This is a genomic window from Aeromonas sp. 603404 (genome assembly GCF_049171775.1).
Taxonomy (GTDB): Bacteria; Pseudomonadota; Gammaproteobacteria; order Enterobacterales; family Aeromonadaceae; genus Aeromonas; species Aeromonas veronii_A.
This window is the reverse complement of record NZ_JAAKPE010000001.1, coordinates 530,495-557,426: the sequence shown is the minus strand read 5'-3', so window position 1 is coordinate 557,426 and position 26,932 is coordinate 530,495. Positions and strand designations below refer to the sequence as shown.

At 58.9% G+C, this 26,932-nt stretch carries 23 protein-coding genes and 1 tRNA gene; 21 read left to right on the top strand and 3 right to left on the bottom strand.

What is annotated here, in order from left to right:
- Positions 1 to 29: 29 nt before the first annotated feature.
- Together fdhF and G5306_RS02430 are read right to left on the bottom strand one after the other, a co-directional pair.
- The gene (gene fdhF / locus G5306_RS02435; protein ID WP_421312288.1) at positions 30 to 2,174 is read right to left on the bottom strand and encodes a formate dehydrogenase subunit alpha; all 2,145 of its coding nucleotides are present in this window, start codon (positions 2,172 to 2,174) and stop codon (positions 30 to 32) included.
- Positions 2,175 to 2,220: 46 nt separating this feature from the next.
- Entirely contained in the window at positions 2,221 to 2,820 is a 600-nt protein-coding gene (locus G5306_RS02430; protein ID WP_421312286.1) for a 4Fe-4S dicluster domain-containing protein, read from the bottom strand.
- Positions 2,821 to 3,597: 777 nt separating this feature from the next.
- On the opposite strand from G5306_RS02430, the gene G5306_RS02425 reads away from it, so the two are divergent.
- From G5306_RS02425 to hypA, 20 genes are all read left to right on the top strand, one after another.
- The gene (locus G5306_RS02425) at positions 3,598 to 4,506 is read left to right on the top strand and encodes a hypothetical protein (protein WP_338454819.1); all 909 of its coding nucleotides are present in this window, start codon (positions 3,598 to 3,600) and stop codon (positions 4,504 to 4,506) included.
- A 189-nt stretch (positions 4,507 to 4,695) separates the two neighbouring features.
- Entirely contained in the window at positions 4,696 to 5,082 is a 387-nt protein-coding gene (locus tag G5306_RS02420) for a hypothetical protein (protein ID WP_124929552.1), read from the top strand.
- A gap of 168 nt (positions 5,083 to 5,250) precedes the next feature.
- Positions 5,251 to 5,832, top strand: coding sequence for a hypothetical protein (locus G5306_RS02415; protein ID WP_376900277.1), 582 nt, complete (start codon positions 5,251 to 5,253; stop codon positions 5,830 to 5,832).
- Positions 5,833 to 6,378: 546 nt separating this feature from the next.
- A complete protein-coding gene (gene kup / locus G5306_RS02410; protein WP_139407696.1) occupies positions 6,379 to 8,247 on the top strand; it encodes a low affinity potassium transporter Kup in 1,869 nt (622 codons plus the stop codon).
- A gap of 611 nt (positions 8,248 to 8,858) precedes the next feature.
- The gene (locus G5306_RS02405; protein ID WP_139411686.1) at positions 8,859 to 9,524 is read left to right on the top strand and encodes a 4Fe-4S dicluster domain-containing protein; all 666 of its coding nucleotides are present in this window, start codon (positions 8,859 to 8,861) and stop codon (positions 9,522 to 9,524) included.
- On the top strand, positions 9,524 to 11,395 hold the full coding sequence (hyfB, locus tag G5306_RS02400) for a hydrogenase 4 subunit B (protein ID WP_421312283.1): 1,872 nt from the start codon (positions 9,524 to 9,526) through the stop codon (positions 11,393 to 11,395). The genes G5306_RS02405 and hyfB overlap by 1 nt, the downstream gene beginning before the upstream one ends.
- A gap of 1 nt (position 11,396) precedes the next feature.
- The gene (locus G5306_RS02395; RefSeq protein WP_019446885.1) at positions 11,397 to 12,350 is read left to right on the top strand and encodes a respiratory chain complex I subunit 1 family protein; all 954 of its coding nucleotides are present in this window, start codon (positions 11,397 to 11,399) and stop codon (positions 12,348 to 12,350) included.
- An 80-nt stretch (positions 12,351 to 12,430) separates the two neighbouring features.
- Entirely contained in the window at positions 12,431 to 14,149 is a 1,719-nt protein-coding gene (locus G5306_RS02390; protein WP_085734896.1) for an NADH-quinone oxidoreductase subunit C, read from the top strand.
- A gap of 9 nt (positions 14,150 to 14,158) precedes the next feature.
- On the top strand, positions 14,159 to 14,716 hold the full coding sequence (locus G5306_RS02385) for a formate hydrogenlyase complex iron-sulfur subunit (RefSeq protein ID WP_005345227.1): 558 nt from the start codon (positions 14,159 to 14,161) through the stop codon (positions 14,714 to 14,716).
- The gene (locus G5306_RS02380; RefSeq protein ID WP_263083733.1) at positions 14,716 to 15,531 is read left to right on the top strand and encodes an NADH-quinone oxidoreductase subunit B family protein; all 816 of its coding nucleotides are present in this window, start codon (positions 14,716 to 14,718) and stop codon (positions 15,529 to 15,531) included. The genes G5306_RS02385 and G5306_RS02380 overlap by 1 nt, the downstream gene beginning before the upstream one ends.
- Positions 15,524 to 15,937, top strand: a complete 414-nt coding sequence (locus tag G5306_RS02375; RefSeq protein ID WP_263083735.1) for a formate hydrogenlyase maturation HycH family protein — start codon at positions 15,524 to 15,526, stop codon at positions 15,935 to 15,937. The genes G5306_RS02380 and G5306_RS02375 overlap by 8 nt, the downstream gene beginning before the upstream one ends.
- The gene (gene hycI, locus G5306_RS02370; protein WP_263083737.1) at positions 15,937 to 16,428 is read left to right on the top strand and encodes a hydrogenase maturation peptidase HycI; all 492 of its coding nucleotides are present in this window, start codon (positions 15,937 to 15,939) and stop codon (positions 16,426 to 16,428) included. The genes G5306_RS02375 and hycI overlap by 1 nt, the downstream gene beginning before the upstream one ends.
- Positions 16,429 to 16,641: 213 nt before the next feature.
- Positions 16,642 to 16,733: transfer RNA gene (locus G5306_RS02365), tRNA-Sec, on the top strand.
- Between the two features lie 316 nt (positions 16,734 to 17,049).
- The gene (selA, locus tag G5306_RS02360; RefSeq protein ID WP_263083738.1) at positions 17,050 to 18,528 is read left to right on the top strand and encodes an L-seryl-tRNA(Sec) selenium transferase; all 1,479 of its coding nucleotides are present in this window, start codon (positions 17,050 to 17,052) and stop codon (positions 18,526 to 18,528) included.
- Between the two features lie 4 nt (positions 18,529 to 18,532).
- Positions 18,533 to 20,428, top strand: a complete 1,896-nt coding sequence (selB, locus tag G5306_RS02355) for a selenocysteine-specific translation elongation factor (RefSeq protein WP_421312282.1) — start codon at positions 18,533 to 18,535, stop codon at positions 20,426 to 20,428.
- Complete coding sequence (gene hypF, locus G5306_RS02350) at positions 20,425 to 22,863, top strand: carbamoyltransferase HypF (RefSeq protein WP_421312280.1); 2,439 nt, start codon at positions 20,425 to 20,427, stop codon at positions 22,861 to 22,863. Before selB ends, hypF begins: the two co-directional genes overlap by 4 nt.
- A gap of 5 nt (positions 22,864 to 22,868) precedes the next feature.
- A complete protein-coding gene (locus G5306_RS02345) occupies positions 22,869 to 23,120 on the top strand; it encodes a HypC/HybG/HupF family hydrogenase formation chaperone (RefSeq protein WP_040065728.1) in 252 nt (83 codons plus the stop codon).
- Positions 23,114 to 24,226 carry a hydrogenase formation protein HypD gene (gene hypD / locus G5306_RS02340; protein ID WP_421312278.1) on the top strand — a complete coding sequence of 371 codons (1,113 nt, stop codon included), beginning with the start codon at positions 23,114 to 23,116 and terminating at the stop codon, positions 24,224 to 24,226. Before G5306_RS02345 ends, hypD begins: the two co-directional genes overlap by 7 nt.
- The gene (gene hypE, locus G5306_RS02335) at positions 24,223 to 25,227 is read left to right on the top strand and encodes a hydrogenase expression/formation protein HypE (protein ID WP_421312277.1); all 1,005 of its coding nucleotides are present in this window, start codon (positions 24,223 to 24,225) and stop codon (positions 25,225 to 25,227) included. Before hypD ends, hypE begins: the two co-directional genes overlap by 4 nt.
- Before the next feature lie 69 nt (positions 25,228 to 25,296).
- Positions 25,297 to 25,638 (top strand): hydrogenase maturation nickel metallochaperone HypA, encoded by a 342-nt coding sequence (hypA, locus tag G5306_RS02330; RefSeq protein WP_045526958.1) that lies wholly within the window; start codon positions 25,297 to 25,299, stop codon positions 25,636 to 25,638.
- On the opposite strand, the gene G5306_RS02325 is transcribed toward hypA, so the two are convergent.
- A complete protein-coding gene (locus G5306_RS02325; protein WP_421312276.1) occupies positions 25,616 to 25,984 on the bottom strand; it encodes a hypothetical protein in 369 nt (122 codons plus the stop codon). The genes hypA and G5306_RS02325 overlap by 23 nt on opposite strands.
- Here G5306_RS02325 and hypB point away from each other — a divergent pair.
- Entirely contained in the window at positions 25,865 to 26,689 is an 825-nt protein-coding gene (hypB, locus tag G5306_RS02320) for a hydrogenase nickel incorporation protein HypB (RefSeq protein ID WP_421312274.1), read from the top strand. The two genes, G5306_RS02325 and hypB, sit on opposite strands and share 120 nt — an antisense overlap.
- Positions 26,690 to 26,932 lie beyond the last annotated feature (243 nt).

Here is a 26,932-nt window from a genome sequence, read left to right as displayed (position 1 = left end):
ATTTGTGCAGAACCTCTTTTTTAGGGCGATCAGCCCTTGGCGGCGCTGCGCAATTTCGCCTTGAGCGCGCTGTATTCAGTCTGGACGTAGACTTCCGCCTCAGGCTGATTGTCGATACGCTCAATTTTCACCGCGCAGTACTTGTACTCCGGCGTGTGGGAGACGGGATCGACGTGCTCGATGGTGAGCTCGTTGCAGGCCCCGATCCACCACTGGTAGGTCATGTAGACCACCCCGGCGTTGACCCGGTCGTTGTAGTTGGCGCGGGTGATCACCTTGCCACGGCGCGACGAGATCCAGACCAGCGCCTGATCCTTCACCCCGAGCTTTTTGGCATCGCTCGGGTGGATCTGCACATAGCCCGGCTCATCGGCCAGGGTCTGCAGCGCCGAGCAGTTGCCGGTCATGGAGCGGCAGGAGTAGTGACCTACCTCGCGCACGGTGGAGAGCACCAGCGGGTACTCGGCACAGGGCTGCTCCAGCGGCGGCCGCCACTCGGAGGCGATCAGCTGACCCTTGCCACTCGGGGTGGTGAACACATTCCCCTCGAACAAGGTGCTGGTGCCCGGGTGATCCTCGGTCGGGCAAGGCCACTGCACGCTCTTGAGATCGGCCATCTTGTCGTAGCTGACCCCGGCATAGAGCGGGCAGAGCGCACGCATCTCGTCCCAGATCTCCTCAGTGTTGTGGTACTCCATGGGATAACCCATGGCGGTCGCCATCAACGAGAAGATGGCCCAGTCCGGCTTCACGTTCTCGGGGGGCGTCACCGCCTTGTAGAAACGCTGGAAGCCGCGATCCGCCGAGCTGTAGACCCCTTCATGCTCGCCCCAGCTGGTGGCGGGCAGAATGACGTCGGCCATCTCGGCGGTCTGGGTCATGAAGATATCCTGCACGATCACCAGCTCCATCCCCGCCAGAGTGCGGCGGAACTGACCCAAGTCAGCCTCGGTCTGGGCCGGATCTTCACCGAAGATGTAGAAGGCCTTGCACTTGCCCTCCTCCACCTTGTGGCCAAGCTCGGTCAGACGATAGCCTGGCTTTTGAGAGAGGGATTCCACGCCCCACGCCTTGGCGAACTTGGCGCTGATCTCGGGATCGGCCACCGACTGATAACCCGGGAACTGGTGGGGCAGCATCCCCATGTCACAGGTGCCCTGCACGTTGTTCTGACCGCGCACCGGCCCACAGCCGGTGCCGCGGCGACCGAAGTTGCCGGTCAGCAGCGCCAGACCCGCCAGCCCCTTGACCACGTCCACCGCCTGACCGTACTGGGTCACCCCCATGCCCCACAGGATCATGGAAGCAGGCGATTCGGCATAGGTGCGAATGGCGGCGCGGATATCGGCGGCCTTGAGGCCAGTGATCCCCTCCACATATTCCGGGGTGTACTTGGCCACCGTGGCCTTGAAGGTGTCGAATCCTTCGGTGTAGTTGGCGACGAACTCCTTGTTGTAGAGCCCTTCATTGATCAACACGTTGGCGAAGGCGTTAACCAGCGCCATGTTGGAACCGTTTTTGAGCGGCAGCCACTGATCGGCGATGCGGGCGGTCTCCACCATACGGGGATCACACACAATCACCTTGGCCCCGTTTGCCTTCGCCTTGAGGATATGGCGGGCGACGATGGGGTGAGAGTCAGCAGCATTGTAACCAAACACCAGCAGGCACTTGGTCTCTTGAATTTCGGGAATGGCGTTGCTCATGGCGCCGTTGCCTACAGTTGTCTCCAGACCGGAGACTGAGGGTGCGTGTCACACCCTCGCGCAGTGGTCGACGTTGTTCGTCCCAATCACCGCACGGGCAAATTTCTGCATCACATAGTTGGCTTCATTGCCGGGGCCACGGGCAGAGCCGGTGGTCATGATGGCGTCCGGGCCATATTTCGCCTTGATGGCAGAGAGACGGCTGCTGGCGAACTCGATCGCTTCGTCCCAGGAGACGGCCTCGAACTTGCCACCGCGCTCGCGGCGGATCATCGGGCTCTTGAGACGGGGGGTCAGCAGGTTGGTGTCGTTCAAAAAATCCCAACCGTAATAGCCCTTGAGGCAGAGCTGCCCCTCGTTGGTCCGGCCGTTGGCGCCTTCGGCCCCCACCACCTTGTCGTTTTCAACCAGCAGGTTGATTTTGCAACCGGTGCCGCAATAGGGGCACACGGTAATGACTTTTTTCATGACTCACACTCTTGTTTGTTAACGAAAAATGGCTCGGCAAGCCCGCTCACACCCGCGCCGGCATCGCCAGCAGTGCCTCGGCACTGGCCAGCTGCTTCTGCCGGTTCAGGGTTTCAAGATGCTCCGGCGTGACCAGCCGCAGCGCCTGGGTCGGACACACCTCGACACAGGCCGGGCCCGCCTCGCGGTGACGGCAGAGATCGCACTTGAGCGCCTGCGCCTTGGTCTGCGGACGCTTGAAGAGCGAATCGGCAGCGGGTACCACCTCTTTGAGCACCACCGCCATGGCGCCGTAAGGACAGGCCACCACACAGGACTTGCAGCCGATGCAGCGCTCCTGCAACACCTTGACGCAGCCATCCTCGCTGACAATGGCATTGTTCGGGCAGGCCATGGCGCACGGCTTGTCTTCACACTGGCGGCAGAGCACCGGCGTGGTCACCTTGCTGCCCACAATCACCTTCAGGCGCGGCTGAAAGTAGCTGTCCCTGGAGACCAGATGTCCATCCTCGATGGCAAGATGCAGGCCGCCCTCCCGCTCAAGGGTCCCGCTGCAAGACCCTGACTGGTGTGAAACGGCGCAGGCCACCTCACAGGTACGACACCCAATACAGAGACTGGGATCTGCAATCACGAAGCTGTTCATAGAGAGGGATCCTAAATGGTTCGTTACACCGGGCCGCCCGCCGACAGGCAAAGAGGCGGCCAGCCCCCACAAAGCATTTATCAGACCAAAAAGGGCCAAGGGTGCGATAAAAATTCACAACCATCTGAAAATAAAGGAGTAATCAGCAAGAACAGCGTGCTATTTACCGCTACTGACGAGGGTGACGACGGGGTGGGAAGTGTGATCGACACGACAAAAGTGACGAGCTCGACACCGGCTGACCAGCCCCTGCCCCAGCCGTATAACGGAGCCGTTTGAAGGAGTTTGCAGCCAGGATCGGCCGCCCCAAACCGGGCAAGCGGAGGAACGAAATCCCGGGAGAAAAGCCATACCAAGGGCCAAAAATGGGCTGTACAGCACGCCAAAGCCGCTTTGGGCGACGGCAAGTTGTTTGGTTTTACTATCGAGCTGGCAGACAATCATCAAGTCAAACAGAACAAAAATGAGCCACTTATTGACTGATTTGTTGAGCCAGAGCCGGTTTTAGGCCCCTGCCTCTTCAGTTTTCTATCCCTCCGGTTAATATGTGCCACTTGGCAACCAGCTCCGTTGGGGTCGTTTCCATGCAGATAAGCAATACAAAACTACAGGTAAAAAGCAGCAGACTAGGGGCTGGAACTTAGGGGCGGTAGCGATGACATAACGCAACTCTAAGATGGACTTCAACCAAAAATTATTTCTACTTTTTTAGCCAGGACATCAAGCAGATAACAGCATATGTCCAATTGATATGCACAAGATACTTTCAGGAAAAAAATGGAACTTGTTAACTATCACCCCGTAATGGTCAGTTATGACGGGAACGGAGACAGAATAAAATCTCATCGGATGAAAGCAAGTTATGTATCATCTAGCATCAATGGTTTAGACACCATATACAAAGAGGCTTTTAAAGAAGCGAATAAGATCTATAAATCTCAAGTTAATATTGACACGTTGTTAGAAGGTGGATTCAAAGAGGGATCTTTATGGTGGTTACTACAGCTTTTTACACGGGAAAGTGAGTCACAAATACAGATCAATAAAACATCTATAATAAATTCTGTGATTCAATCCATCCAATCTGCAATAAATTTATTGAAGCAAATGGATATGAGCACAACAGAAATATTGATAAAAGAGACTCATGATGGCTATGAGATAGATATAAATGGTGAAAAAGTTGTTTTGAATGAACTTCAGTGTGCAATTTTGACCAACCCAAAAATTCGCTCTGCAATTAGTGATGTTGCGGCTCCTCTAACCGAGGATGGTATTGATTCCTTAACAATTGACCATGGTTCATCCATTTGTCAAAAAATAAAAATATCAAAAGAAGACAATAATAACTTAGTAGTAAAAAGAAATCATAGGCATATTATCGAAGAAGGAAAAATATCCGGCTTTTACTACGTTGAAACACTAAGCTATAACCCCAAAGCAAAATGGAAGTTAATTTCTAAAGACAACCCAGCCAATAGCATTACCGTTGTTATTACAGATTCTGTTTTTTTAAAACGAGTCTCAGATAACCAAGAACGTTTTTCAAAAGATGACTTACTTAAAATTGAGGGTGTATGGTATAAGGAGAGAGTGAAGTTGACAGGTAAAACCTTTATAAACTATACGGTAACGGATGTAAGGGAACATATACCTGCCGAGGAACGACAATGGAAACTTCTATAATAATATCTATAGCAATCGTGTTTGCTATCATCCTTAACTATATTAAGCCGATTATTATTCATCGAATTAGAACTAGAAAAGTACGTGTAATTGTAATTGATCGTCTTGGCCATAAAAACATTAATACTTTATATTTATATCCTGATGACCCTCTATGGGAAGTCATCCAAGCTCATAGAGGTGATAAGCATGTCTCATGAGTTACAACCTCAACATACAAAAGAAATTCAAAAAACTGATATATTAAGTAGTGCTGCTATCACCGCACTAATAACTTTTATTGTCCTAACTTGGTCAAAAACAATTCCTTCTGATTCAGCTATATTTCCATATGTTACAGAGCAAACTATATCATTCGTTGCTGGTCTTGCCTCCTATCTTGTCACAATCACTTTAGCTTACCTAAGATATGAAGTGCGCTTATTGTTATATCGGAGAGACTACACAAAGAAAATTAAATATTTAGACCAAATCATCGACACTACCTCTTGTCCAAAAACCAAAGCCGATTTGGAAAGACAAAAGAACACTCTATTGATTGCTGCCGCCAAGGCTATTTCTGAAGAAAAGGTGTGATAATAAATTTGATTTTACACACATTAGCTCATTCTATCACGATTGTTGAACTTGACGTCTTCAACATCCATAAAATGGAAATCACTCAGAATTCATTAATAGCCAACATTAATGGGCAAATAAAAACCTAGTTAAAATTAATTACGTGGCATAAATATAAGAACCATTATGGAATATATTTTCGAATCATTAAACAAAGCACGACATATTATAGCGTATATATTTTCTATATCAGCCAAAAGGTTATGGTCAAGACTACTTGTTATATGCATGTTTTGCGTTACTCCTATTCTTGCATATTATGCATTATTCAACTACCTCTTATATCAAGCACAAGTTGAAGAATCCGATAACAAAGACGTAATTGAGCTCACAACAAGTATAAATATATACAGAAGTGTTTATGAAGAACTAAAATTATGTATTGCTTCGGAAAACGAAAAGCATAGATTAACAGACTGGTATTGCAATGAAGCTATTGATGCATACAAAAACATCTCAAATGGATGGCCACCAGAGAGAAGAACTGCGCTTATAGATAAAAAAGCATACGAGGGGATGCTTATTGATATTTCTTACTACACATCTGCCCTTGAATATAGATTGGTCGAAGCTAACCGAAAAAAAGACAACTACCTTTCAAAATTAAACTTGATTGTCAATGGCTGGTCATTTTTATTTTTAATTTTCTCCAGCATTATAATCTCGATTTATACTTTTTATAAATTTCACACTATGACTAAAAATTAGCTAAATAATTACCACTTTTATCATTGGTAGCCATAGGGTGCAATAAGCGCAGCGCATTGCACCTCTTGCCTCTTTTAATATTTGGTGCAATTCACTTCGTTCATTGCACCCTACCCCCCAAATAAAGACTCCATTGCTACCCAACACCCTCCCCCTTGCCATCCTGCCAGCAATTAATTAGTCACTATTTTATCGTCTGTTTTTCGCTCGCCTCGGTAAAAAATAGTGGCCAAACCACTTACCCAGATAAAACAAACGGTTGCCCACAGAGCGAGTGAATATTTCAATCAACGGCCAATTAATACCTTGCTCAAAAGGGCGTTTTGATTATTTATACCTGAGCATGAACCCGCAGAGTGTGTGTCATTATAAGCTTAACGACAGATGAACAGACTGTGTCCCATGAAACGCATCTTTATATCCGATTAGCTCCCTTCCCATCGCAATCCTTTGATTTCCCCCCGATGTTGTATCCACACATACCTGATGTGTTCGGGGCGATCTGCTGTGGCAAACGTGTAAACATCAAACTGACAAGATGAACTCATGAACTGTGATAAACAACAAGCCATGTCCGGCGTCATGCTGGCGGCGATTGGCGTAGTCTATGGCGATATCGGCACCAGCCCGCTCTATACCTTGCGCGAGTGCCTGTCAGGTCAATTCGGGTTCGGCGTCGAGCCGGCCTCCATTCTCGGCTTTCTCTCGCTGATCTTCTGGCTGCTGATCCTGGTGGTGTCGGTCAAGTACCTCTCCTTTGTGATGCGGGCCGACAACGCCGGCGAGGGTGGCATTCTCACCCTGATGTCGCTGGCGACCCGCAACGCCTCCACCCGCTGGACGCCGCTGCTGATCATCCTCGGCCTGATTGGCGGCAGCTTCTTCTATGGCGAGGTGGTGATCACCCCGGCGATGTCGGTGATGTCGGCCATCGAGGGTCTGAGCATTCTCACCCCCGCCCTCGACCCCTATATCGTCACTCTCTCGGTGCTGGTGCTGACCCTGCTGTTCGCCATCCAGAAACATGGCACCGCCATGGTGGGCAAGCTGTTTGCCCCCATCATGCTGATCTGGTTTATGACGCTGGCGGTGCTGGGGCTGCGCGGCATCATCCACAACCCCGAGGTGCTGGGTGCGCTCAACCCCGTCTGGGCGGTGCGTTTCTTTATCCAGTACCAGACCACCTCCTTCTTTGCCCTCGGCGCCGTGGTGCTGGCCATCACCGGGGTGGAGGCGCTCTACGCGGATATGGGCCACTTTGGCAAAAATCCCATTCGCCTCGCCTGGTTTATCGTGGTGCTGCCCTCTCTGGTGCTCAACTACTTCGGTCAGGGTGCGCTGCTGCTGAGTAACCCCGCCGCCATTGCCAACCCCTTCTTCCTGCTCGCGCCGAAATGGGCGCTGGTGCCGCTGCTGCTGCTGGCGACCATGGCGACGGTGATCGCCTCGCAGGCGGTGATCTCCGGGGTCTTTTCGCTGACCCGGCAGGCGGTGCGCCTCGGTTATCTCTCCCCCATTCGCATCGTTCACACCTCCGAGCAGGAGTCCGGCCAGATCTATATTCCGGTCATCAACTGGATGCTCTATATCTCGGTGGTGATCGTCATCATGAGCTTCGAGCACTCCAGCAATCTGGCGGCGGCCTACGGCATCGCGGTGACCGGCACCATGGTGCTCACCTCCATCCTCTCCTGCTCGGTGGCCAAGAACAGCTGGCACTGGAACAAGTATCTGGTGGCCATCCTGTTTGCCGCGCTGCTCTGTATCGACGTGCCGCTCTTTGCCGCCAACCTCGCCAAGATCTTCTCCGGCGGCTGGCTGCCGCTCACCCTGGGCGCGGTGATGTTCACCGTGATGACCAGCTGGAAGAGCGAGCGTTTCCAGCTTATTCGTCGCCTGAACGAGCACGGCAACTCCCTTGAGCCGATGATCGCCTCGCTGGAAAAGTCCCCGCCGACCCGGGTAGCCGGCACTGCCGTCTATATGTCGCGGGTGGTCAATGTGATCCCCCATGCGCTGCTCCATAACCTCAAGCACAACAAGGTGCTGCACGAGCGGATCATCCTGCTCACCCTGCGGGTGGAGGATGTGCCCTACGTCCACAATGTGCGCCGGGTCTGCATCGAGCAGCTCTCCCCCACCTTCTGGCGGGTGGTGGCAAGCTACGGCTGGCGCGAGACCCCGAACGTGGAGGAGATCTTCCACCGCTGCAACGCCGAGGGGCTCAGTTGCCGGATGATGGAGACCTCGTTCTTTATGGCCCACGAGTCGCTCATCATGAAAGACCGCCCCTGGTATCTCTATCTGCGCGGCAAGCTCTTTATGCTGCTGCAGCGCAACGCCCTGCGGGCCCCGGATCAGTTCGAGATCCCGCCCAACCGGGTTATCGAGCTGGGTTCGCAGGTGGATATCTGATGGCGGGTTGATGGCCTCTTGCTGGCATAGAAAACGTCAGCAAATAGAGAGGGAGGCATTGGCCTCCCTCTTCTTTTCCGTTAACCCCGATTACCGCCCCCTCATCCCCGGCCCTTCTCCCGCAAGGGGAGAAGGGAGCAAACCACGGCAATTCGAACCAGCTCATTTCCTCTCACACAACAGCCGTAGGGTGCAACAAGCGCACCGCCGTGCACCGCGAACATATGGCTGACCTCCCCCCTCATCCCCAGCCCTTCTCCCGCAAGGGGAGAAGGGAGCAAACCACATCGCCCCCTCAGACATCCCACCGTAGGGTGCAACAAGCGCAGCGCCGTGCACCGCGAACATATTTGAAAGCGGTGCAATTCACTGCGTTCTTTGCACCCTACTTATGCTGCGTTTTCCAAGGTGACGAACCCTCCGGGCGGCTTCGTCACAAGTGACGAACGTCACAGTTCGACAGCCACATCAGCGCGTTCACTCAACTACGATAAAATTTTTATTTATTTAAAAACAGCCACTTAAAACCAAATTCGCTGCAAAAACCATTCTGGCCCGTATCTTGCCAACCTGCCCCTACTTTCTCCGTTCGCGACACGACAAGGTAGGCTATGAACCGCTTCGTTATCGCTGACCCCAAGCTTTGTATCGGCTGTGGCACCTGTATGGCGGCCTGCAGCGAGGTACACAAGGCGCAAGGTTTGCAGCAAGCCCCCCGTTTAACCGTTATGCGACACGAGCAGGCGACCATGCCGGTTCAGTGCCGTCACTGTGACGATGCCCCCTGCATCAAGGTGTGCCCGGTCGAGGCCATTCGCCAGACCGGCGATTGCGTGCAACTCAACGAGTCCCTCTGCATCGGCTGCAATCTCTGCGCCGTGGCCTGCCCCTTTGGCGCCATCCAGAGCGGCGGCAGCCGTCCGGTGGCCGTGGCCACCAGTTACGACACCTATATCCCCTGCTCCATCCGATCCAGCAACCCCTCCACCTCCGCCGGCCTGCGCTGCTTTGGCGAGGATCTGCTGAGCTGGGAACCGGGGGTGCGCAGCATCGCCGTCAAGTGCGACCTGTGCGAGTTTCGCGCCGAAGGCCCGGCCTGTGTCGGTGCCTGCCCCTCCCAGGCACTGAAGCTGGTCAATGACGGCGACACCGAACGCGCCGCGCGTATCCGTCGCCAGCAAGCGGCCGACACCAACCCGCAAGGGGCCTCTGCCTTCTCGGCGCCTGCCACGGCGCTCCCTGCATCCGATTTATCCACCACAGAGGGAGTTCGCTGATGTTGTCCCCCCTTGTTATGGCCACGCTCCTGCTCTTTTTGCTGGGCGCTGCCGCCGGTTTGCTGCTGCAAAAGCTGCCCGCACTGGCCAACCGCCTCAATAGCGGCTTTGCCCTGCTGGGCTCGCTCGCGGGTCTGGTCGCCGCCATCCAGATCTTTGCCCAAGGCGCCCCCGTCGACGGCCAGCTCTGGCTGCTGGGCTCGGTGCACCTCGACATGCTGGCCGCGCTGATGCTGCTGGTGATTAGCACCGTCGGCGTTGCCGTCGCCCTCTACTCCTTTGCCTATATCCGCGAATATCAGGGCAAGGGGGATGTGGCCATCGGTGCGCTGATGAACCTCTTCCTCTTTGCCATGGTGGGCATGGTGCTGGCCGACAACGCGCTCGGTTTCTTGCTCTGCTACGAGCTGGTGACCCTTACCACCTACTGGCTGGTCAAGAGCAATCCGGATGCTGCCAAACAGAGCCGTCTCTACTTGGTGATGAACCATATCGGCATGGCGCTGGTGCTGATCGCCTTCTGGCTGCTCTGCCGCGAAAGCGGTTCGCTGGAGTTCGCCGCGCTGCGCGATCACCATCTGGCGGGCGCCCTGGCCTCCCTGGTGTTCCTGCTCAGCTTCTGCGGCTTTGGTCTGCGCGCCGGTTTCGTGCCGCTACACGGCTGGCTGCCGGTGGCCGAGCCCGTTGCGCCGTCCCATATCTCGGCGCTGATGTCCGGCGTGATGGTGAAGCTGGGTCTCTTTGGCATCTTGCGGGTCAGCATCGATTTTCTCGGCGCCAGCCAGCTCTGGTGGGGCTATGTGGTGCTGATCTTCGGTGCCTGTTCGGCAGTGCTCGGGGTGCTGTTTGCGCTGGCCGAGCATGACCTCAAGCGGCTGCTCGCCTACCACACGGTGGAGAACATCGGCATCATCCTGATGGGGATGGGGATCGGCATGATCGGCATCGCCAACCAGCAGCCGGCGCTGGTGGTGCTGGGGCTGCTCGGCGCGCTTTATCACCTGCTCAACCATGCCATCTTCAAGAGCCTGCTCTTTATGGGCACCGGCTCTGTGATGTTCCGCCTGCACACCCGCGACATGGACAAGATGGGGGGGCTGGCCAAACTGATGCCCTGGACTGCGCTGGCGTTCCTCATCGGTGCCATGGCCATCTCGGCGCTGCCGCCGCTGAACGGCTTTGTCAGCGAGTGGTTTATCTATCAGTCGCTCCTTTCCATGACCAAGCTCGGCACCTCTGTCGTTGCGCCGCTCGCGGTAGTGATGCTGGCGGTGACCGGCGCCATGGCGGTGATGTGTTTCGTCAAGGTCTACGGCATCTGCTTCTGCGGCGCACCGCGCAGCGAGAAAGCGAGCCACGCCCGAGAAGTGCCGGGAGCCATGGTGGCTGGCACCCTGCTGCTGGCCGCGGTCTGTCTGGTGCTGGGTCTGGGCGCCCCCTGGATTGCCCCCCATATCGCCAGCTATGGTCAGGCACTCGTTGCCAGCCAGATGAGTGTCGCCACCGGCGCGACCCTGCTGCCACTCGATAGCAGCCAGGCGATCCTCTCCCCGCCCGTTATCGCCATCACCCTGCTGGGGTTGTTCCTCATTCCGCTGCTGGTACTGGCCATCTTCAAGGGCCCCAAGCTCGGTCGTCGTCACGCCGGCACCCCGTGGGCCTGTGGTTACGCCTATGAGGAGCGCATGAGCCTTACCTCCGGCGGTGTCACCCACACCTTGCGCCAACTCTGCGCGCCGCTCTATCGCAAGCAGCCGCAGCTCGATCTGGCCAGCGCCCTGCACGGGGTGAGCGATACCAGCGGGACAACCGGCTGGCTGCTGCACGGTGTGGTGCTGGCGCTCTTTATCCTGATGGCTGTAGGAGTCTGATATGCCTGTTCTTGAAATGCCGAGCTGGGGCATGGTTGCCCTCGCCCTGACCCAAGCCATCGCCATGCTGGCGCTGGCGCCGCTCGCCACCGGTTTCAACCGGGTGCTGCGGGCCAAGATGCACTCCCGTCAGGGGCCGGGTCTACTGCAGGATTACCGGGATATCGCCAAGCTCCTGCGCCGTCAGGAGGTAACCCCCGAGCCTGCCGGCATCATCTTCAACCTGATGCCTGCGCTGCTCATCGCCGCCCTCTTGCTGGTGGGGATGGCGCTGCCAACCCTGACTCATGAGTCCCCCTTCCCCATCGCCGGGGATCTCATCACCGACATCTATCTGTTCGCCATCTTCCGCTTCTTCTTCTCCCTCTCGGGGCTCGACAGCGGCAGCATGTTTGCAGGGATCGGTGCCCGCCGCGAACTGACCCTCGGCATTCTGGTGGAGCCCATTCTGGTGCTCGCCTGCTTCATCATGGCGATGATGGTGGGCAGCTCGGATCTGGGCAACATCAGCAGCTATGTAGCGACCCAGCCACTGGCCGCGCCGGTTGCCACCCTCTTGGCTGGCGCCGCCTGCGCCTTCGCGGTGTTTGTCGAGATGGGCAAGCTGCCCTTTGACTGCGCCGAAGCCGAGCAGGAGTTGCAGGAGGGGCCGCTCACCGAGTACTCCGGTGCGGGCCTCGCCCTGCTCAAGCTCTCCATCGGCCTCAAGCAGCTGGTGGTGGTGCAGCTCTTTCTGGTGATTTTCCTGCCCTTCGGCAAGGCGGCCAACTGGAGTCTGCCGGCGCTCATCGGCGCGGCGCTGATCCTCGCCTGCAAGCTGCTGGTGGCCTTTTTACTGGCCGGCATCATCGAAAACGCCATGGCCCGGACCCAGTTCGTGCGCACCCACAAGCTCACCCGCTACGGGTTGGGGCTCGCCCTGCTGGCGCTGCTCGCCTATCTGGTCGGGATCTGAACCATGCCCGCCAACACAGCAACTTTTTCCGATTTCATCATTTGTGAATGCTCATTCCCGAACATTAAAGTGAGAACTGCATGACCATCGCCATTTCGGATCGCATCGGCTGCGACTACATCCAGCAGGTGCGAGCACAACTGCCCCACGCCATCGTCGACGAGGAGTGGCAAACTGCCGATCAGGCCACCATTACCGTCAAGCCCACCAGTCTGGTCGAGACGGCCAGCCTGATCTTCCACCAGCTGGGGGGCTGGCTTCCGCTCTCCTTTGCCAATGACGAGCGCAGCCTCAACGGCCACTTCGCCGTCTACCACGTCTTCTCCATGGAGGGCGACACCAAGTGCTGGATCACCGTCAAGGTGCTGGTGGATGCCGATACCCAGGAGTACCCCTCCATCACCCCGACCATTCCGGCGGCGGTGTGGGGCGAGCGGGAGATCCGCGACATGTACGGCCTGCGCGCCATCGGCCTGCCAGACGAACGCCGTCTGGTACTGCCGGACGACTGGCCGGAGGATATCCACCCCCTGCGCAAGGACGCCATGGATTATCGCCAGCGCCCGATGCCCACCACCGACACCGAGACCTACCCCTTCGTCAACGAGCTGGGCAGTGATGCCAACCGCATCGTGCCGGTCGGCCCGCTGCACATCACTTCGGATGAACCGGGACACTTTCGTCTGTTCGTCGATGGCGAAGACATCATCGATGCCGACTACCGCCTCTTCTATGTCCATCGCGGCATGGAGAAACTGGCGGAAACCCGCATGGGCTATAACGAAGTGGCGTTTCTGACCGACCGGGTCTGCGGCATCTGCGGCTTTACCCACAGCGTCGCCTACACCACCTCGGTAGAGAACGCCATGGGTATTCCGGTGCCGGAGCGGGCCAAGATGATCCGCGCCGTGCTGCTGGAGGTGGAGCGCCTGCACAGCCATATCCTCAACATCGGCCTGTCGAGCCACTTCACCGGTTTCGACACCGGCTTCATGCAGTTCTTCCGGGTGCGGGAGAAATCCATGACCCTGGCCGAGCTGCTGACCGGCGCCCGCAAGACCTATGGCCTCAACCTGATTGGCGGGGTACGCCGCGATATCTTCAAGGAAGATCGCATCAAGGGTGCCCAGCTGGTGCGCGAGCTCCGTGATGAGCTCAAACCCCTGGTGGCCATGCTGCTGGATACCGCCAACATCTCCTCCCGCCTCATCGGTATCGGCAAGCTCGAGCCGCAGATTGCCCGCGATTTCAGCTGTGTCGGCCCCATGGTACGGGCGAGCGGCTTCAAGCGTGACGTGCGCCGGGTCCACGACTTTGCCGGCTACCGCGAGTTGCCGATGGAGATCCAGACCAAGGCGGGTTGCGATGTGCAATCCCGGGTGCTGGTACGCATCCACGAGCTCTACGACTCCCTCGACATGATTGAGTTTGGCCTGGAGCACCTGCCGGAAGGGCCGCTTTTGACCGAAGGGTTCACCTACCAGCCGGGCAAGTTTGCGCTGGGCTTTACCGAAGCGCCCCGCGGCGAGAACGTCCACTGGAGCATGACGGGAGATAACCAGAAGCTGTTCCGCTGGCGCTGCCGCGCCGCCACCTACGCCAACTGGCCCGCCCTGCGCTACATGCTGCGCGGCAATACCGTGGCGGACGCGCCGCTCATCATCGGCAGTCTGGATCCCTGCTACTCCTGTACCGACCGGGTCACCCTGGTCGACCCCAAGAAGGGCAAATCCACCGTGGTCTCCTACAAGGAGATCGAGCGCTACGGCATCGATCGCAAACACTCTCCGCTGAAATAAGGGGTCATCATGATCAAGCTGTTCAAGACCATCCTCAAGGCTGGCACCCCGACCGCCAAGTACCCCTTCGCCCCTTACGAGGTGAACCGGGATTTTCGCGGCAAACCCAAATATCAGGCGGATCAGTGCATCGCTTGCGCCGCCTGCACCAAGGCCTGCCCGGCCAATGCGCTGGTGATGGAAGTGGACATGGAGACCGGCGAACGGCGCTGGGAGATCTCCATGGCGCGCTGCATCTTCTGCGGCCGCTGCGAAGAGGTCTGCCCGACCCGCGCCATCGCCCTCTCCCCCGAGTTCGAACTGGCGGTGACCAACAAGGCGGATCTCTATGAGGAGGCCCGCTTCGCGCTGGCCCCCTGCACCCTGTGCGGCACCTACTTTGCCCCGAGCAAGCTGGTGGCGCTGGTGGAGGACACTCTCAAGCAGGCGGGCACGCCGCTGGCCACCCCGGAGCGGCTGCACCACTGCCCCGACTGCAAACGAAAACAGAGCATGCTGAGCCAGCCTGACTCGGCCCTGATCACACCGATAGCCACACCGATGGCCGCACAAAAGGAGTGGATGTGATGAGCAAGATCAAAGGCATAGAACCGGTTGTCGGCCATGCCCATACCCGCGCCGTGCCGCTGGCACAGGATCCCGAGATCACCAAACTCAAGAAGACCCTGCTCAAGGACATTCGCCGCTCGGCCTATGTCTACCGGGTCGATTGCGGCGGCTGCAACGCCTGCGAGATCGAGATCTTCGCCACCATCACCCCACTGTTTGATGCCGAGCGTTTCGGCATCAAGGTGGTCGCCTCCCCCCGCCACGCCGACATCCTGCTCTTTACCGGCGCGGTGACCCGGGCGATGCGGGTACCGGCCCTGCGCGCCTACGAGGCGGCGCCCGATCCCAAGATCTGCATCGCCTACGGCGCCTGCGGCTGTGACGGTGGCATCTTCCACGACCTCTACTGCGTCTGGGGCGGCACCGACAAAATCGTGCCAGTGGATGTCTATATCCCCGGCTGCCCCCCCACTCCGGCAGCCACCATCTACGGCTTTGCCGTGGCGCTCGGTCTGCTTGAGCAGAAACTCAAAGCCACCAGCCACGAGGTGCAACCGGGTGAGCGGGTCGAGCTGCGCCACACCGGCATCCCCAATGAAATCCGGGTGATGATCGAGCGCGAAGCGCGCCGCATGGCCGGTTATCGGCAGGGGCGGATCATCGCCGACGAGTTTATGGCCCTGCTCGAAGGGGCGACCCAGCAGGATGTGGATCTGCGCATCCAGAGCTACCTCGATCAGCACGACGATCCCCGCTTGGCTGAGATCGTCAACAACCTCGCAAACGCCTGCCTCAACCGGGCGGCCAGCAAGGGAGAGGCGGTACATGGCTGACGAGGTTTTCTTCTATCGCCTCTCGCGCAAGTTCGTCGACGAGCAGTTCGACGTGCCGGAAGAGGCCAGGGAGGTGATGTACTACAGCCTCGCCATCGGCCACCACCTCGGCATCGTCGATTGCCTGCGAGCAGACCTGGTCTGCTCGCTGACCGGTTATCGCGACTGGGTGGCCAAGCTGCCAGAGGGGAGCGAAGCGCGCCGCAAGATGGAGGGGTTTCTCACCTTTGGCGAGATCACCATCTATCGCGAGCACTGCCATATGCTGGCCTGCGCCTTCGACCGACTGCGCAAAGCCGACAATCTGCTCGATGAGCAGGAGCTGGGCTGGGCCAACACCTTTATGGATCAGCTCACCGCCCTCTTTAACGACCCCCATATGTACCTGATGGTAAGGAGCCGCTGATGGGCTGCAATCTCGTGTTGACCGTGGGCAATACCATGATGGGGGACGACGGTGCCGGCCCCTATCTTGCCGACAAACTGCAAGCCGCCCCCCTGTCCGGCTGGATCCATATCGACGGCGGCATCGCGCCGGAAAATGTGGTCTACAAGGTGCGGGAGCTGCAACCGGAGCGGGTGGTGCTGGTGGATGCCGCCGAGATCGGCGAGAAGGCGGGAACCCTGCAGGTGATCCCCCCCGAGACCATCGCCGAGATGTTTATCTTCTCGACCCACAATATGCCGCTCAATTTCCTCATCGACGAGCTCAAGACCTTTGTCCCCGAGGTGATCTTTGTCGGGGTACAACCGGCCATCGTGGCGTTCTCCTTCCCGATGACCGAGATGGTGAGCGAGGCAATGGATTATCTTTATCAGCATCTTGATGCCGCCAGTGACACCAGTCTGTTAATAGATAAACTGGATCAGTGGAATATTGCCAACGCCAACCGGTGATTATTTGCCGAGTTGTTAACGACCGTTATTGAACGACGGTTCCGGCAATGTGATCGAGGCCCGATGTTAAATTAAAAACATCGGGCTAATTGTGCTGAACTTGATATAAAACAAGGTTCTTTGATTTTTTCAAAAAATCGCTAACTCTCGCTTTTTTATGACAAAAAAAGCGTTGCCAGTCACAGAAATTTGCCACAAAATGGCGACCGTTACGGAAGTTGATGGGGTCTGGTGGCCTCCTCGGTCTTCAAAACCGATGTGAGCCGAGAAGGCTTTGGCAGGTTCGATTCCTGCCTCTTCCGCCAAATTTATCTATTGAACAAATACTCTCTCGCTGAGTTTGTCGGCCTGAACGTTATTTCCATCACTTGTTCAATATGTTTGAAATAATACCTTAGCAAAAGGTGCTTGCCGCTTGCCAATATAATCCGAAGTCAGGTTATCTCGCTGGCCAAAAATTAATTTATCAGCATCGATGCAGCATTAATTTATACCCGCATCATTGATGCCCCCAGTTTGCACTCATCCGCAAATCGCCAGCAGTGCCATAACCCGTCAGCTCGGCCTCTCTATCGGCAAACCGGTGCGCATCCCGAACCCACGCACTGCACTGGTAATCCCATGCCGAACTCGTCTCACGCGCCAGCCATCTCCCACCGCCAGCCCGCATCAGGTACGGCTGCCGACGATTCACCGCCAGATTCACAGCCACAGCCCAGCCAGCAACCAACGCGCCGTCTGCCACAAGTGGAACAGCTGCTGCAGCAACCCTTTCTCGCCGGTTTTATCGAGGCGCTGAGCCGCCCGCTGGTGACCCAGGCGGTGCGCGACACCCTTAGCGAGCTGCGCCAGAGCGAATATTTTCGCCAGCATGGCATCGCCCCCGAGCAGATCGAGGCGCTGATTGCCAAACGCTGCCGACAGCAGTTGCGCCAGCGTCAGACCCGGGTGATCAACGCCACCGGCACCCTGGTGCACACCAATCTGGGGCGCTCGCCGTTAAGTGCCGATCTGTGGGACGAGGTGCGTGACCTCAACACCGGCTACAACAATCTGGAGCTGGATCTCGCCACCGGCAAACGCGGCGGGCGCAAGGGGCTGATCGCCCCCCTGCTCCGTTGCCTCACTCAGGCTGAGGATTCGCTGGTGGTGAACAACAACGCCGCCTCGCTCTTCTTGCTGCTGCAGGAGGTGGCCAAGGGGCGCGAGGTGATCGTCTCGCGCGGCGAGCAGATCCAGATTGGTGGCGGCTTTCGCATTCCCGATATTCTGGCGCTCTCCGGTGCCAAACTGGTGGAGGTGGGCACTACCAATATCACTACCGCCAAAGATTACCTCGATGCCATCACCGATCAGACCGCGCTGGTGCTGATGGTGCACAGATCCAATTTCGCCATTCGCGGCTTTACTGAATCCCCCGATATCGGCGAGGTGGCCCGCGCCCTGCCCGAGCATGTGGTGCTGGCGGTGGATCAGGGGTCGGGCTTGACCACCGAAGAGTTTGCACCGGATGAAACCTCGGTGCGCCAGTACATCAAGGCGGGGGCGGATCTGGTCTGCTATTCCGGCGACAAGCTGCTTGGTGGCCCGCAATCGGGCATCATCAGCGGCCGCAGCGACCTTATCAAGCGGCTGGAAAAACACCCCATGATGCGCACCTTCCGCCCGAGCCGCATCGTCTACTCCCTGCTCGAACGTCTGCTCATCCACAAGCTCAACAAATCTCCCGTCGGCGAGGGTATCGCCCAGCGTACCTTGAGCAACCCGGCTGCCATGGAGGCGAGAGCCTCCCAGCTGATGGCCGCCCTGCCTGGCTCCTTTGTGCCGGTTCCCGCCCAGCTGGTGGTGGGCGGCGGCACCTTGCCGGACGAGTTCTACCCGGCCCCTGCGCTCGAATGCACCGACCCACGTCCGGCCCAGCAGTTGCTCGACGCCCTGCGCGAACTGCCGGTGCCGGTCATCGCCACGGTGCGCCAGCAGAAGGTGCTGCTCAATATGGCGACCCTGCTGCCGACCGAGATGGAACTGCTGATCGCCCAACTCAGGGAGTTGCTGCTCCCCGCCCCGTTCAATGCAACAAATGCGACCGAGGAGCCCTGATCCCATGACCCCCTATCGCGCCGTTATCGGTCTTGCCGGCCACGTGGATCACGGCAAGACCCTGCTGATCAAGGCCCTCACCGGCATCACCACCGCCCGCGCCCACGAGCAGGCCATCGGCATGACCCAGGATCTCGGCTTTGCCCACTTCGACGACGGTCAGGGCAACACCATAGGCGTCATCGACGTGCCCGGCCACGAGCGCTATATCCGCAATATGGTGGCGGGGCTCTGGAGTCTGGATCTGGTGCTGCTGGTCATTGCCGCCGACGAGGGGTGGATGCCGATGACCGGCGATCACCTGCGCCTGCTCAAGGCGATGGGGGTACCGCGCCTCTTGGTCTGCATCAACAAGTGCGATCTGGTAACGCCCGACGAGCTTTTGCTTTTGGAAGAGAGCCTGCTGGAGCGGGTGATGGACGAGAGCGGCATGGTGCCCGATATCGTCAGCGTCAGCGCCAAAACCGGCGCCAATATAGCTGCCCTGCACACCGCCATCGTCTGCCAGCTAGGAGATATGGCTGAGCATCATGCTCCCCTCGAACAGGCCGCCCCGCGACTGTATGTAGACAGGGTCTTTACCGCCAACGGCACCGGCACAGTGCTTACCGGCACCTTGCAGCAGGGCAGCCTCAAGGTGGGGGACAAGCTGCGCCTCTACCCCGCCGATCGGGAGGTGCAGGTGCGCTCCCTGCAGGCCTATCACCAGAGCGTCGACGAGATCGGCGCCGTCTGCCGGGTGGCGGTGGGCCTGAAAAAAGTGCCCCACAAGGAGGTGGCTCGCGGCCACTGCCTGACCAGCGCAGCTGGCCAGTGCGAGGCGGCAACCCACCTTATTGTGCGGCTCAACACCGAGAGCCTGAGCGGCAAGGCACTACGCCCCTCTCTGCACAACAAGGAGGTCGAAGTAGCCCTCGGCAGCTGGCATGGCCGGGCCCGTTTCGTGCCGATCAAGGACTCCCGGCTGGCGCGGCTGATCTTTGCCAGCCCCATCCCCTGCTTCTTTGGCCAGCCGCTCGCCATCATTCGCCACGGCAGCAGCGAATTGCTGCACGGCGCCCGCATCGTCTGGTGCGGCGACATCCATCCCGCCAGACGCAAGGCGCTGCACACCCTGCTCGGTGAGCTGCCTGATGAGCTCGAGCACTACAACCCGGCCACCCTGCAGCTTGGCCTCAATGGCTATGTGCTGGCCAGCCGCTTTGACCAGCGGCCCGAGCAGGTCACCCCCCTCGGTGAGTGGCTGCTGGATAACTGCTGGCTGGCCCAGAGCCGCGACCAGCTGCTCGGCACGCTGGCCAGCGAACCGCTGAGTGCCGCCGAGCTGGCAACCCGCTTCGGCATCGCCCTGCCGGTCACTCAGGCCCTGCTCCAGCAGCTCAAGAGCGAGCAGCTGATACGCCTGCACCATGACAAGTGGCAGCAAGGCAGCGGCGAGTCAGAAGATGATTTGGGGGAAGAAGCACAGCTGGTGCTCAAGGTGGTGCGAGATCAAGGCAAGGAGGGTTACGAGCCCGGTAAACTGGGCCCCGGCGGCGTGGAGCTGGATCCCTTTATCACCCGCAAGCTGCCCGCCGCCCTGCAGCAGGGCTTGCAGCAAAAAGGCGCGTTGCAAAAGCAACTGCGCAATCTGGCGCGACTCAAGTATCTGGTGCAGCTCGATGGCCCCATCTACTACGACGCCGAACTTTACAACCAGATGGTCGCCGAAGTGCTGGCGGGCCAGCAGGTGGGAGATCTGATCGACATGGCATCCCTCAAGGAGATCACCGGTTTGTCGCGCAAATACGCCATTCCGTTCTGCCTGCGCATGGAGATGGATGGCTGGGTGCGGCGCGAGGAGAACGAGCGCCGGGTGCTGCGTTTGCCGCAGACTCAAGATGAGATGGAGCCGGCATGAGCACCACCATCGCCCCCTCTGTCTCTGCCAATCCGGTCGCCAACCGGCTGCGCCGCGAATTTCATATCGACGGCATAGTACAGGGGGTCGGCTTTCGCCCCTTCGTCTATGGGCTGGCGCTGCGCCACGGCCTTGCCGGTTATGTCTTGAACGATGCCAACGGCGTCACCATCGGTGCCGAAGGATCGCCTGAGCAGCTGGCCGCCTTTGCCCGCGAACTGCGGGAATTGGCGCCGCCGCTGAGCCGTATCGATCATTTCAGCGAGCGGGAACTGCCCCTTGCTCATGATCCCGACTTCGATGACCAATTTCATGGCCAGTTTCGAATTAAAGCGAGCCAGCAGCAGAGCGCGGCCACGGTCGCCATCTCGCCAGATCAGGGGATGTGCGAGGCATGCGCCCGGGATGTGGCCAACCCCGCGGATCGCCACCATCGCTACCCCTTTACCAACTGCACCCACTGCGGCCCGCGCTACACCATCATCCGCCGCCTCCCCTACGACCGCCCCCACACCGCCATGGCGGGCTTTGCCATGTGCCCGCGCTGCGCGGCGGCCTATGAAAACCCGCTGGACAGACGCTACCACGCCCAGCCGGTGAGCTGCCCCGAGTGCGGGCCCCATCTCAGCTGGCGAAATGGCTATGGCGATACGCTGGCCGAGCGCGAGGATGCCCTGCAAGAAGCTGCAAGCGCCCTGCAAGCAGGCAAGCTTATCGCGGTCAAGGGGATGGGGGGCTATCACCTGATGTGTGATGCCCGCAATGAACAGAGTGTTGCCAGATTACGAATGCTCAAACGGCGCGAACGCAAGCCGCTGGCGGTGATGATGGGCTCCCTTGCCGAGGCCAAATTGCATGTCACCGGCAGCGAAGACGAGTGGAAGCTGCTCGCCTCTCAGGCCAGACCCATCACCTTGCTGCGCAAGCGCAAAAATGATGATCGGCTCTCAGAATCCCGACACTCGGCCATACCGCTGGCCGAGGGGATCGCCCCCGGCATCCCCTACCTTGGCATCATGCTCCCCTATACCCCGCTCCATCAGCTGCTGCTGGACGCCTGTGCCATGCCGCTGGTGGCCACCAGCGCCAATGGTCGCGGCAGCCCGATCCTGATCGACTGTGAGGCGGTGGTCAGGGAACTCGGCAGCGAGATTGACGGCATCCTGGATCACAATCGCCCCATCCTGCACCCGTGCGACGACAGTCTGGTGCAGTGGGCAGGCGGGCGGCGCCAGACGTTGCGCCTCGCCCGGGGCTATGCCCCCTGCACCCCCAGCCTGCAAGAGGCGGTCAAGGCGCCGCTGCTGGCGGTCGGGGCGCAGCAGAAGAACCAGCTGGCGCTCGCCTTCGGCCGCCAGCGCATCTACAGCCCCTATATCGGCGATCTGCACAGCCTGCCAATGCAGGAGCACTTCGAGCAGACCCTGGCCACCTTTCGCGAACTCTACGATCTCAAGCCAGAACTGCTGGTGTCGGATCGCCACCCGGGCTATCTCAGCCACCAGTGGGCCAAATACTATTGCCAGGCTCAGGGTGCCACCCATCTCGAGGTGCAACACCATCACGCCCACCTGCTGGGGGTGATGGCCGAGCACAACATCACGGGCCCGGTGCTGGGTGTTGCCTTCGATGGCACCGGCCTTGGCGATGACGGCACCCTCTGGGGGGGCGAGCTGCTGATCGCAGACGTTCAGAGCTTTACTCGCGTTGCCCACCTCAAACCCTTCAAGCTGATCGGCGGCGAGGCGGCCATCCGCGAGCCGGTACGTCAGTTGCTGGGGCTGCTGTTTGAATCGCACACTCCTGAGCAGATCAGCGCCCTCGATATTCCGTTGATCAAGCAACTGCCTATAGAGCGGATCCGCAACCTGCACCAGCTCTGGCAGCTGGGTCGCAACGCCCCCTACACCAGCGCCATCGGCCGGCTGTTCGATGCGGTAGCGGCACTCTTGGGGGTGATCAACACCCCGGATTACGAGGGCGAAGCGGGACTCCTGCTGGAGGCGGCCGCCTTGCAGCTGGCCCCCGATGAACAGCCCTTATCCCTTGCCTTTGATCTCAGCCAATCAGCGGAAGGGCCGCTGCAGATCCAATGGGCAGAGCTCATCAATACCCTTGTCAGCGAGCGGCATAAAGGCACCTCCACCGCCAGCCTGGCCGCCGGTTTTATCCGCGCCATCAGCGCTCTGGTCATCGCCCTTGCCGAGCGCTTCCCCGGCTATCCGGTGGTACTCGGGGGCGGCGTCTTTCAAAACCGGGTGCTGATGGACCAGCTGGTGCCCGCGCTCGAAGCAGCCGATCGGCAGGTATTGACCAGCGAAACCCTGCCACTCAATGACGGTGGCATCGCCGCCGGTCAGCTCTGGTTTGCCATCCACCATCTTGCCACGCACCAGCCTGTCACAACCGGTTGTGCCACCTTGTCGGAGTCCTGAAATTCATGTGTCTATCCATCCCCTCTCAGGTGGTGCAGCTGCACCCCGAAGATAACTGCGTCACCGTCGATACCCTGGGGGTGCAGCGGCGCGTCAGCTGCATGCTGCTCGAAGAGCCTCTCCAGGTGGGCGACTATGTGCTGCTCCATATCGGCTTTGTGATGAGCAAGATTGACGAAGAGGAGGCGCAGGCCAGCCTCGAGAGCTTCCGCCAGATGGTGGCCCTGATGCCCAAACAGGATATCTTGCCATGCTGACCTTGAATGATCTCTTTCAGGGCTTTCGCCAGCCCGAGGTGATCCGCGCCCTCGCCGCCCAGATCACCGAACTGGCCAAAGATCTGTCCGAGCCGCTGCGGGTGATGGAGGTGTGCGGCGGCCATACCCACACCATCATGAAGTACGGCCTGCACCAGCTGCTGCCCGCCAGCATCGAGTTTGTCCACGGCCCCGGCTGCCCGGTCTGCATCATGCCAAAAGAGCGCATCGATCAGGCCATCGAGCTCGCCCGCCAGCCCAACGTCATTCTGGTCACCCTGGGGGACATGATCCGGGTGCCGGGCTCCAAGGGCACGCTGGCCCAGCAGCGCGCCAAGGGGAGCGATATCCGCCCGGTCTATGACCCCCTCGATGCCCTGCGCATCGCCAAAGAGAACCCGGAAAAAACCGTGGTCTTCTTCGCCATCGGTTTCGAGACCTCTACTCCGATGACCGCCGCATTGCTGGCTGCAGCTGAAGCTGAGGGGATTGAGAACCTCCTGTTTCATATCAACCATGTGCTGGTGCCCCCCGCTATTCATGCTGTGATGGCCGACGGGGTGGCCAAGGTGAACGCCTTTATCGGCCCCTCCCACGTCAGCGTCATCACCGGCGCCGATATCTACCTGCCCATCGTCGATCGCTATCAGGTGCCGGTGGTGGTGAGTGGCTTCGAACCGGTGGATGTGATGGAGGCACTCTTGATGATGGTGCGCCAGAAGTTGGAGGGTCGCTACGCGCTGGAGGTGCAATACAGCCGCGCCGTCACCGCCAGCGGCAATAAAGCCGCCCAGCGGCTGGTCGAGCGCTTTTTCGAGACCCGCGAGCACTTTCGCTGGCGAGGTCTGGGGGATATCAACGCCTCCGCCCTGCGCCTGCGCGATGCCTTTGCCAAGCGCGATGCGGAGCGCCACTTTGCGCTCAATCAGACCCCCATCGATGACCACAAGGCGTGCCAGTGCGCCGATATCCTGCGCGGCCTGGCCAAGCCAAACCAGTGCAAAGTCTTTGGCCGGGGCTGCACCCCGACCCAGCCCATGGGCAGCTGCATGGTCAGCTCCGAGGGGGCCTGCAATGCCTACTACCGATATATGGGGATCCAATGAGAGAAATTCAGTTAAGCCATGGCGGCGGCGGCGTGGAGATGAACCAGCTGATCAACCAGCTCTTCTTTCGCCACTTTGGCAACGAGATCCTGTTGCGCGGTGAAGATGCCGCCCTGCTGCCGGTAGAGGGCCCCGTTGCCTTCACCACCGACAGCTTTACCGTCTCGCCGCTCTTCTTCGAGGGAGGGGATATCGGCAAGCTGGCCATCGCCGGCACGGTCAACGATCTCGCCATGATGGGGGCCAAGCCCGAGTATCTGAGCTGCAGTTTTATCATCGAGGAGGGATTCCCCTATGCAGACCTCGCCCGCATCGTCGAGTCTATGGCAGCAGAGCTTGCCAAAAGCGGTGCCCGCATCGTCTGCGGCGACACCAAGGTGGTGCCCAAGGGGGCTGCCGACAAGATCTTTATCAACACCAGCGGGGTCGGCACTTTCCCCCTGCCCGAACAGAGCCGGGGCATCTCGGTGCGCAACCTCAAGGCCGGTGACGCCATTCTGGTGTCGCGGGATATTGGCAGCCACGGCGCCTGCATCCTGATGGCCCGTGACGCCCTGCAACTGGGATCCGATCTCAAGAGCGACTGCACCACCCTCTGGCCGCAGGTAGAAGCGCTGCTGCAGGCGGGCATTACTCCTCACGCCCTGCGCGATGCCACCCGCGGTGGCCTTGCCGCCGTGCTCAACGAGTGGAGCACCGCCTCTCAGGTGGCCATCGAGCTGGAGGAGTCCACCATTCCGGTGTGCGATCCGGTACGCGGTCTGTGCGAGCTCTACGGTTTCGAGCCCCATGATCTCGCCAACGAGGGGACCATGGTGCTGGCCCTGCCTGCCGAACAGGCACAGGACGCACTGGGCATCTTGCGGCAATTCAACCCCACCGCCAGCCAGATCGGCGTGGTGCAGGCGAGCGATCGCCACAAGGTGATCCTCAACAACCCCTGGGGCAGCCGCCGTTATCTGGAGCTGCCGCAAGGGGAGCTGCTGCCGCGGATCTGTTGAGCGGCCATGCCGTTCCGTCAATTACAGGGAGGAATCACTGCTCCTCCCCATATCGGTTAAGGAGTCACCATGCACGAAATGTCTCTGGCCATGGCTGCCATCGATCTGGCGGCCGAGCAGGCCACCCAGCGGGGCTTTACCAGGGTGACCGCCCTCTGGCTCGAGGTCGGCAGCTTCTCCTGCGTCGACCCGGACACCATTGCCTTCTGTTTCGAGGCCGCCGCCAAGGGCACCGCCGTCGAGGGGGCCCAACTGCACTTTCAGCACCAGGCGGCAGAGGCCTGGTGTTACGACTGCAACCAGACGGTCACCCTCACCGAACGCGGGCAGGCCTGTCCCGAGTGTGGCGGATACAAATTACGAGTCGCGCAGGGTGATAGCCTGCGCATCACCGACATCGAGGTAAGTTGATATGTGTAGCGTATGCGGATGCGGCCAGGCGCGGATCGCCGGCCATGAGCACGATCATGAGCATCATCACGAACATGAACATCACCATGAACATGGTCATGAGCACGACCATCATCATGCCCATGACGCCCATCACCATCATGACCACGAGCAGAGTGCGCCGCGCACCCTGATCATTCACCACCACTATCACCATCAGGGGGATGTCCATCACCACTACCACGGGGTGCGGGCTCCCATAAGCCACGAGGGTCATGATCACCCCCACGACCATCATCATGATCATGCCCACTCTCATGACCACGGCCATTCCCATGATCACAGCCATGACCATGACCATGACCATCAGCAGGGTGATCTGCACTATGGCAAAGGGGAAGCGGGATTGTCGGTGCCCGGCATGGGTCAGCGCCAGCTGATCGCCATCGAGATGGATGTGCTGGCCAAAAACAATGCATTGGCCGCCCACAACCGCGAACACTTCGACGAAGCGGCCCAGCTGGTGCTCAATCTGGTCTCTAGCCCGGGGTCAGGCAAAACCACTTTGCTGTGCGAAACCCTGCGCCAGCTGGCCGACAAGCGCCCCTGCGCGGTGATCGAAGGGGATCAGCAGACCAGCGCCGATGCGGATCGCATTCGTGCTACTGGCGTCCCTGCCGTGCAGATCAACACCGGCAAGGGCTGCCATCTGGATGCCAAAATGGTTCACGATGCATGCCACCAGCTGCCCGCCAATCAAGGGGGCATCCTCTTTATCGAGAACGTGGGCAATCTGGTCTGCCCCGCCAGCTTCGATCTCGGCGAGAAGTACAAGGTGGCGATCCTCTCCGTCACCGAGGGGGAAGAGAAGCCGCTGAAATATCCGGATATGTTCGCCGCCGCCCAGCTGATGGTGATCAACAAGATCGATCTGCTGCCCTACGTCAGCTTTGACGTGGCCCGCTGCATCGAGAACGCCAAACGGGTCAACCCCTATATTCAGGTGATCCAGGTCAGCGCCACCACAGGTGAAGGGATGGATGCCTGGCTCAACTGGCTGGCCACGGCCTGAACCAGAACCGGTTAAATGCCGTTACCAACGGCGGATAGCAAGAGAGGGAGGCTGATGCCTCCCTCTCTTTTATCTGTAGACCTTGTCGGTCATGCTATCCGTCCAAAATGGCCAGCATCCCACACTCGCTTCCCCTCACCCTGGCCCTCTCCCCAGGGAGAGGGAACCGGTTTGTGGATGCCGCGGCTATACGACGCCCTCAAACCCCTCAGGGGGCTTCGAGCATAACAACCAGCCATATCT